Origin of the sequence: Rickettsia endosymbiont of Ixodes scapularis, from assembly GCF_000160735.1 — a bacterium.
GTDB lineage: Bacteria > Pseudomonadota > Alphaproteobacteria > Rickettsiales > Rickettsiaceae > Rickettsia > Rickettsia tamurae.
Genome location: NZ_CM000770.1, coordinates 1,275,241 through 1,290,219 on the forward strand (window position 1 = coordinate 1,275,241; position 14,979 = coordinate 1,290,219).

Below are 14,979 nucleotides of genomic sequence, written 5' to 3' on the forward strand. Positions count from 1 at the left end.
GGTAAACGACATATAAATATTTTATATTTAGCTGTCAGTTTTCATGGTATAGCGATCCCCCTTTTTGGAATTTTCTAAGTGATAAAAAGTGTGGTAACTCTGATTATATTGAGCGTATTGATCTGATGGAGTGTTTTTTAGAAGTTTTTGACAAAAACCGCATTGAAGCATTAACCGCTGATAGAGAATTTATAGGTAAGGAATGGCTCTCTTGGCTTAGAACAAATCAAATAAGATACGTTTTTCGAGTTAGAGAAAATAGACAATATATCAGTAATGCAAGGGGAAAAATGGTTAAAATACAAGAGTTATTTCGCCCTCTAGCCATAGGATCGCATGTGAGTTTGTCACAACGTAGAATTGGTACAAAAGGTGAAATATTTAATGTAGTAGGGATCAGAAATAAGAAGAGTGAACTTGCAGTCTTAATACATAGTGATGAGATCAAAAATCCTGCTGAGATATATGCTCAAAGATGGCAAATTGAAACAATGTTCAAAGCTTTTAAATCAGCAGGATTCAACTGTGAAGCAACTCATATTACTAATGATTTACGATTAGATACATTGATGCAAATATTGTCTATTGCATTTTGCCTAGCTTATCAAACTGGAGAGATTATAGTTTTAGATAAACCAATAGTTATTAAAAAACATGGTTATAGGCAAAATAGTATATTTCGTGTTGGATTAGATACATTGGTTAATATCTTGTATAATATTTCTACTCAATTAGTACGTTGGATACAGCTGTTGTCCTTGATATTCCAATATCCAAAGATGATAAAATGAAAAATTGTCATGTAGTAAAGATAATTTGATAAAATAAGATATTTTACTCTTGCAGAAATAGAAGAATTGTTATATATATATATATATATATATATATATTGTTATCTCTTATGTATAAGGGGATGTAGCTCAGTTGGTTAGAGCATCTGCCTGTCACGCAGAAGGCCGCGGGTTCGAGTCCCGTCACTCCCGCCAGGTCCCTATCAGTTTTTTTGGATTCTACTTGCCATACTCAAAAATCCATATGCTGCTTTTAAATGCAATTATGGCTATTTAAATTGCTCTAAAACCCTTGCTGGATCTGATGTTCAGCTGGAGGGATTATGCAGCAAATAGTCAACTTTCCTTCCACTCCCCATATTTCTACTGATAATAACAATGATACTATCTTCTATAATTTCGTTGGTAATTTTATCCCTCCTGAATGGTGTAGTCTTACTGCTAATAACAATAAACTATTAAGTAAAACTGCTCGTCAACTTCTTTCGTTAATAGTTTTTCGTTTACAAGTTTGTCATAATGACAATATGGATGAACTACAAGAATCTTATCATTTCTTTGAACAGGCACTCGGAGTCTGTCAAAGACGTATCAGGCAATGCATGCTTGAGTTGCAAGAAGGAGGTTTTATTCATCTATATAATGCCACCGTTATCAAGCAACACATTAAGTGTAGAAATACTCCATGCATAAAATTGGCAAAAAATTTTCGCCCTTACCCGAAAAAAATTTCAGCCACACAAATTTCAGCCACACAATATTATAGATAATAATAATAAATCTAATATATCTAGATCTAGCGAATCTGATTTTTTAAAAAATTCTGTTGATAGAAATGAGCTAACACGGGAGCACCTGCAAGAACCACACCAGAAACAAGCAAAACAGAACCAGGAACAAGTCGCACATCAAATAGCAGCTCCGTTACAAGAGCAGAGATATGCACAAAACTTACAACTCGCAGAGGTTCATCATGAAAAAACAATAATAAATACAACTAAAACTCTTACTGAAAATGCTATAGCAGGCCCAGTTCCATTAAGCGTAACGTTGCAAGCTGTAACAGAAAAGGTATTTAAACAAAATGATCGAGCAACAACAGATGCTTCTAACCAACACAGTTCGGCAAGTGATAACAATAATGGCTGGTTCAAAAGAAAAAGATTAGCAGAATTCCATCCATTAACCGAAGAGGATGCTGATTTACTGCAGCTCCGATCAAATCGAGAGTTTAACTTAAGCTTTATTAATCAGCTGTTACTAAAACTTGCAGAACAATATCCTGATCATCATTTTTGTAACAAAAAAGTGGTAATGAACTATATGACTAAAGCCTTAATACATGAACTAAGAGAAAGTAGAAAAGTCAATTGCAGCAATTTTCGATTTAAATCTCATGATCCAGAGAAGCTTAAATCGCAATATTTAGAAAAAATAGAACGTAACTTAAGCACCAGTAAACAAGTGCAGTTAAAGAGGAAAATAGCAGGCAGTTTTGAACAAGATACCGCTTATGAACTACTTACTTCTTGTGAATTTGTTAAGGCAGCAGGTGATCAGTATCAATTGAAATTGATTAAAGATATTTCACTGACAGATCACATTAAAGCTAAAATATTAGAACAAGTCCAAGTAGTTTATGGTAATAAAATTAACCAATTACAAATAATACCATTTACTCAAAGTGTAGTACAGAAACAAGAGAATAAAACTGAAGATGACCAAACTTATCTTTCAGAACTCAATAAGCTAGATCCCGATTCAGTATGGTACAAGGTTAGATGTTCCTTAATTAAAAATCATGGTAAACATACGGACAGTAGCACATTCAGTAAATTAGAAGTAGTAGTAGAAGATAGTATCAACAAAAAAATCATTCTGAAACCAACTACGGCTTTTATTGATTATTGGGTAAGACAACGTCATATGCAAGATCTTCAATTAGCTTTTCAGGTACAAGGTTTTACTTTTGAATTAGTTGAAATGGATAAGAATGGTTAAATTAATAGAATGACGCAGAGTAGCAAAACTATAATTATTAGTTAATTTAAATTCAATAATTTTTAAATTCAATAATTTGTAATTATGACCTCATAAGAAATTTTTCGTTGTTGCGGTATAGAATATTTAATATCTACAGTCCTGATATTGAAACCTTGATATAAATCTCTAATAAAAGGCGTGTCACTATTAGAGATCATGGTTTTTACCCCTTTATTATTTAACTCTTTAGCAAAATCGCGTAGCCTAATTTGTTCATTCTCGTCAAAAGGTGATTTAGTATAAAATCTCTCACCTGATTGGTGATAAGGAGGATCAAAATAAACAAAATCATTTGCCTTAGGCTCGATAAAGGAAAAATCTATAGCGTAAATGGAGGTATTTGCTAAAAAACTACTACATTGCTGCAATCTTTGGTCAATATCAAAGCTCTTATGTTTTTTGCTAGAAAAAGATACAGCCGCTTTACCATCCTTCTTTATTCGGTAAATACCTTTAAAAGCGTATCTAGTCAAGTAGATAAACCTGGCAGTGATTTTGCTGGGGTCATTGGTATTATTATCTCTAACTTGATAGTAATATTCTTTTGAATGATTTTCTTTATGATCTTTCAGTAAACTACTTACAGTAGCTGGATCTTTTTTAACAGAATTATAACTAGTCACTAAATCAAGATTAATATCAGATAGAAAACATTGGTTGAACATATGTTTGACTTGAAAAAATAATGCTCCACCACCAAGAAACGGTTCATAATAATTATTTAGTCCTGATGGAATATGTTCAATTAATTTATTAGCAATTTTTCTTTTACCACCAACCCATTGTAAAAATGGTTGTGGTTTATTGGAAGCAGGTAAGTTCATAGCAATTACTTAAAAATATCTTAGGAAAATTATACTATAAATATCCTATAGATGCCAGTAAAAGTGCTGAGATTACTGCTTTTAACAGTATGAATATTGCTTATTTGTTTAGGTTTTTTGAGAATTAGTTAGCTAGTAATTTATAACATGTCTCTTTTCTGCAGCTCTTTAGATGCGTCTGCAAAAATCTGAGCAAAATGCTCGGAAATCCTCTGTACTCCTCAAAATAATGCTGATATCTCTGCTGATTAGATACTACTACTAATGTAGTATCAAGCACAGAGGTTAAATTAAAAACTACAAAATTTTAACGTATTAACCTCCGTGCCACTATTTTTCAACAAAACAGTAGAGGCATGGTATGACAACTAATGTTAAAAATCAACAAGAAGATCAAAATAAAACCGCAGAAAAAGGCTAGATAGTTAAATTACCGCCAATATTTGCCACATTAATACCAGCATCTGAGCAAGATACTAACATAATTGATTATACAGAAAATTATGTTGATATTATTAAATTCAGAAAAATAGAATTGGAATTACAACAAGCAAAGAATAAACTAAAAGAAGCGGAGTTAGTTAAGATAGATTTGATCCAAAATATTGGCCATAGTATCAATATTCCTTGTACTGGGATTTTTACACGAATAGTGGTGCTCTATGAAATAGAACAAAACCCTGAGATGAAAGAATATTTGGCAACTATTATGAATTGTGCTAAAGCACTGCTAGATTACTCTAATTATGTAGTAGATTTTCTGCAAGCTAATGCAGGACTGACCTCTACAGTTTTACAACCATTTGATCCTAAAAAATTAGTAGAGCAATCTATAGCCAAAGCAACACCAGCAGCACAGCATAAAGGATTAAGGTTGGTTCCTAATATTCATTATGAAATGCCAGATGTTATAGTAGGTGATAATTACCGACTACAAGCAATATTAGATCAATTAATTAGTAATAGCATTCAATTTACTGAGCAAGGAACTATTGTGATCACAGTTAATTTGTTCCCTGCTAGAAGTTTTGAAGATGCTAATGATTTTACCGATAACACCCAAGCACAAGATGATAGGAAGAGGATATTACAACTTATGGTTCACGATACTGGTATTGGTATCCATCAGGAAAAACAACAATATATTTGTGAGGAATTTGTAAAATTCAATTCCGCTCTTCAATGTAAAGGCCTAGGTCTAGGATTAATGTTTGTTAAACAACTTATCAATGAAATGCATGGTGAGATTACATTATCAAGTGAAGAAGGAAAAACTACTACTGTTGAATGTAAAGTGCCAGTTAAATTGCCGTTAATTCATGGTATTATTGCTGATATCTAAACTATAGTCAATTAATATGAACTATGGACGTGGTCGCTCGTTGCTCACCTAGTAGTTCTAGGCTTCGCGTCTCGCTCCTAGTCCCTAATTCATCTTAATTGACTATATGTTAATGAAGAAAGTTATAAGACTGTTTTATTTGTGTTAATTACTAGTGCTATTAGCTTTATTTATGCTATAATTCCTTTAAGCAAATAATTTATTCTTAAATAATAAAATAGTAAAGAAACAGGGGATGGTAGAGCTGATATAATTTTACTTCCGCAAGCCGGGAGAGCAGAAAATGCTATTATCATTGAGTATAAGGTCTCTAAAACAATAGAAGAGCTAGAGTCTACAGCAAAAACAGGCTTAGAACAGATCAATGATAAGAGATATGATACTAAAATCAAAGAACAGGTCCACGTTAAGAAAATCATCAAAATTTCTATGGCTTTCTGCAGCAAGGAAGTGGCATTAGAGTATCAAATTGATAATATTTCTTTGACTCGCTAAAAACTTGTAGAATTATTGCTATGAAAGCTACCTTTTTAAGATATTGTTAATAATGTATTCAAGTAAAACAATTCGTGTATAAAAATATTGATTATTGTGGGAAGTTAAAATTTAAATCTTGTGATTATTCCAACAAGTTATTAGATAAAATCGTATTACTTAACGAAACAGCTCAAGTTAAAGTAGATATTAATGAAATTAAGAAGGCAATTTGCTATGCTAAGGAATATCATGCTAATCAAAAACGTCAATCAGGTGAGCCATATTATTCTCATCCGTTAGAAGTAGCTTATATGGTAGCTGATTATCTTTTTCGCACTGATATTTTAGTATCCTCTATTTTACATGATACAATTGAAGATACAGAATTGACTAAAGAAATGGTCGCTCAAGTTTTTGGCGACCTGGTTGCAAGACAAGTTGAGGATTTAACGAGAATTAAAGGTGATAGAAAAATTAGCTCTGCTGAAATGATAGAAACATTATATCAAGAGAAAAAACATGATATTCTATTGATTAAGTTATTTGATAGATTGCATAATATGCAGACTATTACTGCTAAATCTCCTGAAAAAATTAAGAAAATTGTCTTAGAAACTGCCAGCTATTTTATTATTTTAGCACCTTATTTTGGTATATCCGAAATAGAGCAACAATTTTATCAATTATGTTGGGGCGCTACGCATCAAGAGCAATTGTTGCATAATACCTTATTGACTAACAATCTTAAAGGATCATTTTTTACTTTTTTAAATCACCGATTCTATAATAATATCAAATCAATATTTGTTATATAAGGTAAACTACGATATCTCAAACAAATTAGCAAAGCTAAATACTTTATGTTTGAAATTTACTCTATTAAAAGTATACACTACATGAATTTCCTGATTATTAGTATCCATCAGAATAGCAGGGTAAGAATATTCTTGAGATGTAATTTTGCTATATTCTATATCTCCTTCAGGGAAAGTAGAATATTTTATTTTAATAGGATACCAGTTTAACCCTTCATTGAAAGAAACAGCTAAACTAAGTATATTACGGAACTTTGAGTAATGTACTACTCGATTATATGCAAGTAATAATAGATTATTGCCTAAATTAACAGCATCAATAGCACTATCTGGATTTAATAAATCTATTGGCTTTAAATTACTCCAGTCCTTGCCTTTATTTACTGATACTGATCTATGTATATGCAGTTTAGAATATGATGGGTTAGTATTTCTCGGTCTTACTAACATGATAATTTTGTGCCCAGCAGTATCAGTCAATGGCACTAAAGTTGGCTGGATAAATCCTCGATATCCTTCTTGGAAGATTTTAGGATTATGTGTTAAAATAGGACTGCTAGTATGCCATATACGTAAATCTGAAGAACTCTCAACATAAGGAAAATCATCTATACAACTTTCTCTAGAGCTAGGTGATAGCATGATGTTATCTTGTAAAATTAATGGTTTATTACGAGTAGGACCTAAGATACCGTGTAAAATTTCTGGTTCCTGCCAAGTTACCCCATGATCATAAGAACGAGATAATATGCCGCTCCATGTTCTGGGATAAGGACCAATTTTACTAAAAATGAGTAATTGATTATTAAATAAGGTCAGTACAGGATTACCACAACTAATAACACCATTATCCTTTTTAAGAGGAATATGATGATCTTGGAAATATTGTGGCGAAACAATTCTTTGTGGTATACTCCATTGATATCTTCTATTTTCCTTTAGTCCAAAACATACCCAAATGCTATTATTTTCTTCTAAACCCTTTGGCTCAGATTTCCTTTTGCCAAAAAATGTTACTATCAGTTCTTGCTCATTTAAAACTAACAGATTAACAGCATGCACATCTTTAAGATCTAGGTCATGTAAAATAAATTCATCTATTGTAGTTTCTAATATAGGGATTTTATTTTGCATAACCTTATTAATTATGTTTTTTATTATATGTTCTACGCAACTTCTTCTAATTGCCAGAAATAATGTAACCCTAAAGCAAAAGCTATGATTATTGGCAATAAGATAATTTGTAATCCAAAGTGGCCAAAATATTCTGTTAAATAAACAAGTCCAAAAGAAATAGCAATATTCATGGCAGTAGTTTACAAAGCAAATACTGCACTTGCTGCTCTAAATCTTTTAAAGATAGGAAAATATTTTAAGAAAATTGGCATAGCTGGATTGGCACTTAGGAAAAATATCATAACAAATGCCTGAATTAATAATAAATGCCAAGAGTTTGTAATATTATTAAGTAAATAAGGACAAATAATAGTAAAAATGCTAAATATTATTAGCTTAACCTTAAGAATTCTTAATGGATATATAATATAACTTAAATAAGTTAGTAGCAAATAAGTACAAAAATTTACGATTGCTACAATAAAATTCTGATGGATTACCTGCTCTGCTGTAAAATTAAAAGAGGTTTTTAAAATATTACCACAATAAATATAGGTAAAATAAAAACATATTGGCCATCCGCACGAGATTAATAATAAAAAGAATATCGTTTTCCAATTAACCTTCTCATTGTAAATAGGGTTATGTTGCAAAGCATTAGCATTACCTTGAATTAAGGTAATATTTCTTGTAATACGACGTTTAGCGTCAGCAAATTCTGGAGTTTCTCTAAGAACAGTCCTAGCAGTTGCACCAATAATTGCCACTATCGTTCCTATCCAAAAGGCAATACGCCAATTAAAGCCAAAAGATGTAACTAAGGTAGCAACGCCAAGAGCCATCATCCCTCCTAAATTGCCAGAAACAGAAGTCATTAAAACAATAGGATATTGCACTGGTGGTTTTGTTATCTCAAGTAAATAAAGCTGTGCTCCAACTAGCTCTCCCATCGAAGACAAACCTTGAATAATGCGGCATACCATCACTAGTACAGTAGCAATTAACCCTTTTTCCGAATAGGTTGGCAAAATAGCCATGACAAAACATGAACAAGCCATGAGTAAGGTAGTGATAATGACAGTTATTTTATGACCAATAGTATCACCAATATAACCAAAAATTAATGCTCCAACTGGCCGGAGTAAATAGGTAGAACAAAAGGCAAAAGCAGATAATAGTGCGGTGGTATGTGGGTCAGTTTTAGGAAAAAGTAGCTCATTAAGCAGAACAGCCATGTGAACATAAAGCATCAGGTCAAAATATTCTAAAAATGTCCCTATTGAAAGTAATTTTACAGCTTCTTTTTGCTCTTTTGTTAATGAAGCAAATGTTCCTTGATCATGCTTGATATATTCTTTCATTATTGATTTTATCTTTAAAGTATCACGTTTTAAAGTGAAATGTCTATAATGTAGATTATTCTATTATTTTAATAATACAAAGTAAAATTAAATTCTAAAATTTTTATAAAAATTGGTTCATTACAAAAATGACCGAGAACAAGTGCACTTTACTCTGTTTTCCTGACTATTTCTAATTCATAGTCTATATCCAGCAAACCATCTTTTAAAGATTGCATGTCAGTTATGAACCCATACCATTCTTTTCGTAAACTATTCCACTTCAATTCATGTTGTCTAATATGGGTACGGATTGATTCAATAGGTTTGGAGGTAAATTTTAAGATAACAGCGGTGCTAGTTTTTTCTTCCTGCTCAAAAATATTGCGACCAATTTGCCTCCAATGATCCTGAATATCAGGATATTTTGTTAATTCATTTTTTAAAGAAACTAATGCCCCAAATAGACTATTGGTAGGCAAGTTATCTAGTTCGGCTTTTGCAACTAAACCTCCTACTTCAATTAAATGGCGAGTACGCATTTTACGTTCTTTAATTTTAAAGTTTATTTCTTCCATAATCAAGCGAGCTTTTTTCTGCTGTAATCGTTGTTTTTGCTGGGGAGTGTCAATCATATGGTTTGCTACTGCTGTTTCAGAGTTTTGTTCTTTATTGGTTAATATAAAAATTCTACATTAATTGTATATGCATGTCATGATGTGCAAAGAGCTAAGTGCAGTCAAGAGATAAATATGCTTCTTGAAAATTTTTCCTTGAACCAGCGGAAGCAAGCTCTAAACAAACACCTCTTACCATCCCATTATACTGATCCCCAAAACCTACCACGCCATGAGACATAAACACAAATCCTGGTGTCTCTAACAGGAGACAGGGAAAAAATAATGAACCTAGAGGGTATAGACTGCCTTCCCAAGAAGCAGGCTATACGCAATATAGAAACTGAAGTTTCTAAGTGATATTCTTGCTCTTTGTGCTCGCATCTACCATTTTTCCATGCTAATCTATTCATGCAAAGTAATGCCAGATTTAACAGAAGTAAAAATCATGGCAATACAGTTGCAAGAATAGAGATAGTTAGTAGAAGTAAAGGCGGTAATGCTTGTTGTAAAGCTGCTTATAATGCCAGGATAAAAATCAAAGATCAACAGACTAACACTACCTATGATTTTACTCATAAAGGAGATAATGTTTACCGCACAGTTTTACTACCCAATCATGTGGATCAAAAGTTTAAAGATTCAAAAATATTAATGAATGAAGTTGAGCGCTCTGAGAAAAGAAAGAATAGCCAATTGTTAAAAGATGTAGTGATTGCTTTGCCAGATGATAAGGAACTGACCCTAGAAGATCGGATAGCAATTACTCATGAAATAATTGATGAAATGGGGTGGGTAAAAAATGGTTTAGGGGTGCAGGTAGATATCCATAAACCGCATAAAGGTGAGAGGAATTGGCACGCTCATTTATTGCTCACAACTAGAAGATTTAGCAAAGATGGTAAATACTCTTGGAGAAAAAGCAGTAGATTTAAATCCCCAATTCAAGAATAACAAGGGAGGAAAAGGCTTTATTATTCCTGAAGAAGAAATAATCCATGAGAAAGCTAAGGAAGTGATCAATAGATACTTCGAAAAATTAGGTTTAGACAATAGAGTAGATGCCATTGGTGCAGTACCCCAAGAACATGTAGGGCCTATCAGGATGAGAAGCCTGATCAATAAGGTGGCTGCGAGCAATGAATTAGTTAAGGATGCCAATTTAAAGATTATAAAAGAAGCACATGGGTTATTGGATCATATTACTAAAAACAAGGCTATTTTTAGTAAACAAGACGTGCAACAAGCCATCCAGAAGGTAGAAGATGAAACAATACAAGAGCAAGTAATAAAACAAGTACTCGCTTCAGAGAGATTAGTAAAATTATACCACCAAAACGGCAAGGCAACAAATTACTATACTACTACCGAAGTACGGGAAGAAGAATTACGTTTGCTGCGGATAGCTGACAAAGTGAACCAGCAGGCTAATTATGATAATATCTGTGCTTTTAAAGAAGATATAGAAAATCTAACAAATGTTAGCGATCTGCAAAGAGAAGCGCTAAAAAGTATATTAGTAACCGATAAAGGAGTCAGAATACTCAGAGGCAGAGCTGGGACTGGTAAATCTCATGTTTTAGGGATAACGTATCAACTTGCAACTAGTCGCAGACAAAATGTTATAGGTTTAGTGCCAACCCATAAGGCTGCAAGCGAACTCAAAGATAAAGGTTATGAGCAGTGCTATACAGTTAAAGGGTTTTTATTTAAATTATATAATAGCCGCATAAATCCGCCCCGCAATAGTCTACTGGTAGTAGATGAAGCTGGCATGGTAGGAACTAGTGATTATCTAGAATTATTTAAGGTTGCTAGGAAATATAACTGTTAAATCATATTAGCAGGAGATGAGCGGCAGTTAACCTCTATCGAGCGCAGCGGTATGTTTGAAGTTTTTGCTGATAGCTTTGGTTCATATGTTTTAAGTGATATTAGACGGCAAAGTCAGCTTTGGGGTCGGCAGATGGCTAAGTGCTTTGCTGAAGGAGATATTGTAGAAGGCGTACAATTACTAGCCAGAAATCAAGGCCTAAAGTTTAACGGGATATTACAGCAATCTATAGATAGGTTAGTTAATGATTGGAGTAATAGCCGATTTCCGGTAGAAGAGCGTCTAATAATCCGATTATATGAAAGGTGATCGTATTATCTTTAAGATTAGTAACAAGGAGCTCCAAACAAAAAATGGTGAGTTTGCTAGTCTGATTGAAGTAAGCCAAAATAAATTTATTGCCAAGACAGATAAGGGCCAGACAATAATATTTAACCCATCTGATATTAACTTCAAACATGGATATGCCAGCACAGTCTACAAAGCGCAATCGGCTTCGATTAAGGATGTCTACGTGCTACATAATTTAGCCGGCAATAGCAGAAAGCTCTTATGTTGAGATGACCAGACATGTCGAGAAAGTAGGGCTTTATGCCAATATGGATGCTACCAAGGGAGCAGTAGGTTTGATATCTCAGCTGAGCAGAATAAATGATAAATCGGCTAGTATAGCTTTTTGTACACAAGAAGACTTAGTACCAGAGAAAAATAATAAACAGCAAGGTTTTTTAGAGAAAGCAAGTAATTGGCTGAAGTCTATAGCTATCAATATTGGCGATAGATTTCACTTAAACCCGCAATATTACCAAATTAAAAATAACATAGAACCTACAGCCAAAGTTGAAGAAGTACTGATGCAAACTGCGGCAACATTAAAAAACGCTGATGCTATTGCTATTAATTATAATACTCAACAACTAGGGAAAATTCAAGAAGTTGCAATTGACAAAATAGCCCTAGGTCAGCAAGAAGTAACAAAAGTTAAGAATGATCTGAAAGCTAATAGTAGTAGCCATAGCAGTACTAACCATCCTACCACTACTTATAATTCCTCTTCCCATAAGCAATATCTTTCTGAACTAAACCGCAAGCAAGAAATGACTGACTTAAAGCGACAACTATCCTTGAGAGCGGAAAGAGTAGCTTACTCTTTGCTGGGTTCGCCAAATAAATATTTATCCAATAATCACACCCTACGCTGGGGAGAGAATGGTAAAATAGTGATGAAAATTACTGGTAGCAAAGCTGGTATCTGGCATGATTTTAGCAATGATACAGGAGGAGATTTATTCACCTTAGTACAAAGAGAAAAGAACTGCAATTTTATGCAAGCTAAAGAATATCTGCAAGATATGGTTGGCATGGTTAATAACTATCAAAATAAAGCAACTTGGCTAAAAGATTTAGCAGCAGATGAATTTTATCAAAAAGCTAAAACTCACGACCAAAAGGAACAATATGTTGAAGAAGCTAAAATCAAATATGCCCAAGATTTATATGACAAATCCAATTCTATCAAATATTCTCTCCCCAATAATATCACAAGGAAATACTTATCAGAACATCGTAGCATTGAAACAATTCTAACAAAATATCAGCTAAGGCAAGACCTCCGAACCAACATGATGTGGGATAATACAAGCAAACAACATTACCCAGCTCTAATTGTTTTTGCCAGGGACGAAGAAGGTCAAATCACCGGCGGACAATCAATATATCTACACAAAGAAACAGCTGCCAAAGCTGATATTGCAGTTAATAAACGCTCTTTTGGAAAAATTACTGGTTCTTTTGTGGCAGTACAACAAAGTAACGAACAAAACAACAATATCACCATTATCGCAGAAGGAGTAGAAACAGCCTTAAGCTTGCAAGAAGCAGGGCTAAAAAGCAATATCCTCTGTAGTTTAGGTGTAACTAATATTAAAAATTACCAACCAAAAGCTAATGAACGTATTATAATCGCTGCAGATAATGATGGTCAAAATGCCCTATCAATAAAAGTTGTAGCAAATGCTAAGGAAACATTAGAACAAAAAGGTGCTATAGTCTCGGTAACAATGCCTAAAGATCACGGAGATTTTAATGATATTCTTAAAACTCAAGGACCAGAACCAATTAGAGAACTATTAGTACCAGAGATTGAGAAATTAGCACTTGGTCATCAAAATAACCAGATTAAATCTATTGAATTAGAACTCTCCAAGTCAATCAACACTCACATGTTACAAAATTTCCAAAATGAGATAAAAGCCTTAGAAAGGTTTACTACACTCGAAAATATAACTACAGTGCTGAAGATATATAAGGAACAAAATATAGAAGCCTTTATCAACTATAGTCACAAGATCTGTTCTACAGCAATTGAGCAAAAGATAACAACAGATTTACAAACTATGCAAAATAAATTTGACCCTAATCATAACCTCGGGAATATAAAATTTTGTGATATAGTCGTACACGATTTTAAAGGCAAAAGTCATACAGTGCCAGAAGATTACCTAGCAGCTATCGGTAAGGATAACCAAGTAATGCAATACTTAGACCCACAATCAACAATAGCTCAAAAAATCAAACATGAATTAAAAAATATAGCAAAGATGCAGCAGGATAAAGGAATACGAGTTTAAATTTAGTATACTTAACGCTAACACTCCTGAGAGAGTTATAATAACGTATCCCATCAAATCCTATAACAGGATGGCCTAAAATAAATTACAACCAAAGGAAAAGTCTATAAATAAATGTACGTTACAGATTATTTTTATAAAAACGTTGAAGATACCAGAGATATAATCTTATATTACATAAAACTTGTGGAAGTTAAGGTGTAACCATTTAACTTGGTTGTTTTCGATCTTTTCTTAATAAAATACCAAAGCAAATAGATGCAATAATGGAAGAAATAAAAAAGAATAGAAACATAAAGTTATTACCAAAATATTTCATAATTAATCCTAAAACTAGACAGGAAAATATTGAACTTGAAATATATCCAAATAACCCGGTTAGGCTTACGATTGTACATACATTATGTTTAGGTGCAAGCTCTGTAGCTATAACACCTGTAAGCACTTGTACTCCAAATATAAGAAATCCAGATAAAGCAGCACTGCAATACAAAAAAAATGGACTCAAGTAAAAATGCATTGCAATAAAAATAAATGCTGTGATTAGCATGTAAATTGATGCAAGTAAATTTCTATTTTGATAAAAATATACATCACTTAATCTTCCTGTAATTAAAGCACCAAAAATTCCACTTAAATCATGTATACCTGTTATCAGTGAGGATTTTACAAGAGAAATTTGTAATAAATCTCTTAAAATTAGAGGAAACCAAAAAAAAATTCCCATCCTAACAATATAAATACAGAAAGTAGCATAACATAATAGCAATATAGAAGTGGAAATTTTAATGTTAACACAAAATTTTAATAATTTATATATTTCATCCACAGAAAAATTGTATTTATTCCTGCTGTAATCAACCTTTAGCATTATATAAATACCAAACAATAAACAAAAAGCACCACTACATAAGAATGCACTTTTTATATTATACATATTAATTATACTTGGTAATAAAATTAAACTTAGGCAAGAACCAAGTTGATACGATACACTCATGATGCCCCATAATGACGCAATCGAATAAGCATCAAAATTTGTAATCATAAATTTTGTAATAGCTGGCCAACCTGTACCTTGTCCCCAAGCCAATAACATTAATATGAATAGCAATAAAATTAGATTGTTATACACAAAAGGTATACTAAT

The 14,979-nt window shown here is 32.7% G+C and carries 11 protein-coding genes, 1 tRNA gene and 3 pseudogenes; 10 read left to right on the forward strand and 5 right to left on the reverse strand.

The window, feature by feature from the left end; all coding sequences use genetic code 11:
• The first annotated feature begins 116 nt into the window (after positions 1–116).
• The 4 genes from REIS_RS06465 to REIS_RS15840 all read left to right on the forward strand — a co-directional run bounded on the left by REIS_RS06465 (position 117) and on the right by REIS_RS15840 (position 2,792).
• Positions 117–791 (forward strand): transposase, encoded by a 675-nt coding sequence (locus tag REIS_RS06465; protein ID WP_241760926.1) that lies wholly within the window; start codon positions 117–119, stop codon positions 789–791.
• 118 nt (positions 792–909) lie between these two features.
• Positions 910–986: transfer RNA gene (locus tag REIS_RS06470), tRNA-Asp, on the forward strand.
• Positions 987–1,114: 128 nt separating this feature from the next.
• Positions 1,115–1,561: a hypothetical protein gene (locus REIS_RS15835; protein WP_008580449.1), complete on the forward strand. Its 447-nt coding sequence runs from the start codon at positions 1,115–1,117 to the stop codon at positions 1,559–1,561.
• 280 nt (positions 1,562–1,841) lie between these two features.
• Positions 1,842–2,792 carry a hypothetical protein gene (locus REIS_RS15840; RefSeq protein WP_008580451.1) on the forward strand — a complete coding sequence of 317 codons (951 nt, stop codon included), beginning with the start codon at positions 1,842–1,844 and terminating at the stop codon, positions 2,790–2,792.
• A 68-nt stretch (positions 2,793–2,860) separates the two neighbouring features.
• Here the strand turns inward: REIS_RS15840 and REIS_RS06480 are convergent, their stop codons facing one another.
• Entirely contained in the window at positions 2,861–3,658 is a 798-nt protein-coding gene (locus REIS_RS06480) for a DNA adenine methylase (protein WP_008580452.1), read from the reverse strand.
• A 535-nt stretch (positions 3,659–4,193) separates the two neighbouring features.
• Between REIS_RS06480 and REIS_RS06485 the strand changes: the two genes are divergently transcribed.
• From REIS_RS06485 to REIS_RS06490, 3 genes and pseudogenes are all read left to right on the forward strand, one after another.
• Positions 4,194–5,000, forward strand: coding sequence for a sensor histidine kinase (locus REIS_RS06485; protein ID WP_008580453.1), 807 nt, complete (start codon positions 4,194–4,196; stop codon positions 4,998–5,000).
• 237 nt (positions 5,001–5,237) lie between these two features.
• Positions 5,238–5,495 (forward strand): annotated as a pseudogene (locus tag REIS_RS13000) (PD-(D/E)XK nuclease domain-containing protein); the annotation flags it as partial.
• A gap of 74 nt (positions 5,496–5,569) precedes the next feature.
• Entirely contained in the window at positions 5,570–6,292 is a 723-nt protein-coding gene (locus REIS_RS06490; protein ID WP_008580456.1) for an HD domain-containing protein, read from the forward strand.
• A gap of 6 nt (positions 6,293–6,298) precedes the next feature.
• Here REIS_RS06490 and REIS_RS06495 read toward each other — a convergent pair whose 3' ends face one another.
• The 3 genes and pseudogenes from REIS_RS06495 to REIS_RS06505 all read right to left on the reverse strand — a co-directional run bounded on the left by REIS_RS06495 (position 6,299) and on the right by REIS_RS06505 (position 9,383).
• A complete protein-coding gene (locus REIS_RS06495) occupies positions 6,299–7,426 on the reverse strand; it encodes an exo-alpha-sialidase (RefSeq protein ID WP_008580457.1) in 1,128 nt (375 codons plus the stop codon).
• Positions 7,427–7,458: 32 nt separating this feature from the next.
• Positions 7,459–8,769 (reverse strand): annotated as a pseudogene (locus REIS_RS06500) (MFS transporter).
• A gap of 149 nt (positions 8,770–8,918) precedes the next feature.
• Positions 8,919–9,383, reverse strand: coding sequence for a conjugal transfer protein TraD (locus REIS_RS06505; protein ID WP_008580458.1), 465 nt, complete (start codon positions 9,381–9,383; stop codon positions 8,919–8,921).
• Between the two features lie 393 nt (positions 9,384–9,776).
• Here REIS_RS06505 and REIS_RS17385 point away from each other — a divergent pair, with 393 nt between their 5' ends.
• The 3 genes and pseudogenes from REIS_RS17385 (at position 9,777) to REIS_RS17395 (ending at position 13,829) form a co-directional block, all read left to right on the forward strand.
• A complete protein-coding gene (locus tag REIS_RS17385; RefSeq protein WP_325100672.1) occupies positions 9,777–10,319 on the forward strand; it encodes a MobA/MobL family protein in 543 nt (180 codons plus the stop codon).
• 151 nt (positions 10,320–10,470) lie between these two features.
• Positions 10,471–11,508 (forward strand): annotated as a pseudogene (locus REIS_RS17390) (AAA family ATPase).
• Positions 11,509–11,759: 251 nt separating this feature from the next.
• Positions 11,760–13,829, forward strand: coding sequence for a toprim domain-containing protein (locus tag REIS_RS17395; protein WP_371256050.1), 2,070 nt, complete (start codon positions 11,760–11,762; stop codon positions 13,827–13,829).
• Between the two features lie 208 nt (positions 13,830–14,037).
• Here the strand turns inward: REIS_RS17395 and REIS_RS06515 are convergent.
• On the reverse strand, positions 14,038–14,979 hold a 942-nt coding region (locus REIS_RS06515), incomplete at its 5' end, for an MFS transporter (RefSeq protein ID WP_008580460.1).

What these genes read in the sequence shown, in the direction of transcription:
- REIS_RS15835 (WP_008580449.1), top strand. Translation starts at nt 1,115, where the DNA reads ATGCAGCAAATAGTCAACTTTCCTTCCACTCCCCATATTTCTACTGAT.
- REIS_RS06480 (WP_008580452.1), bottom strand. Translation starts at nt 3,658, where the DNA reads ATGAACTTACCTGCTTCCAATAAACCACAACCATTTTTACAATGGGTT.
- REIS_RS06495 (WP_008580457.1), bottom strand. Translation starts at nt 7,426, where the DNA reads ATGCAAAATAAAATCCCTATATTAGAAACTACAATAGATGAATTTATT.
- REIS_RS06505 (WP_008580458.1), bottom strand. Translation starts at nt 9,383, where the DNA reads ATGATTGACACTCCCCAGCAAAAACAACGATTACAGCAGAAAAAAGCT.
- REIS_RS17385 (WP_325100672.1), top strand. Translation starts at nt 9,777, where the DNA reads ATGCAAAGTAATGCCAGATTTAACAGAAGTAAAAATCATGGCAATACA.
- REIS_RS17395 (WP_371256050.1), top strand. Translation starts at nt 11,760, where the DNA reads ATGACCAGACATGTCGAGAAAGTAGGGCTTTATGCCAATATGGATGCT.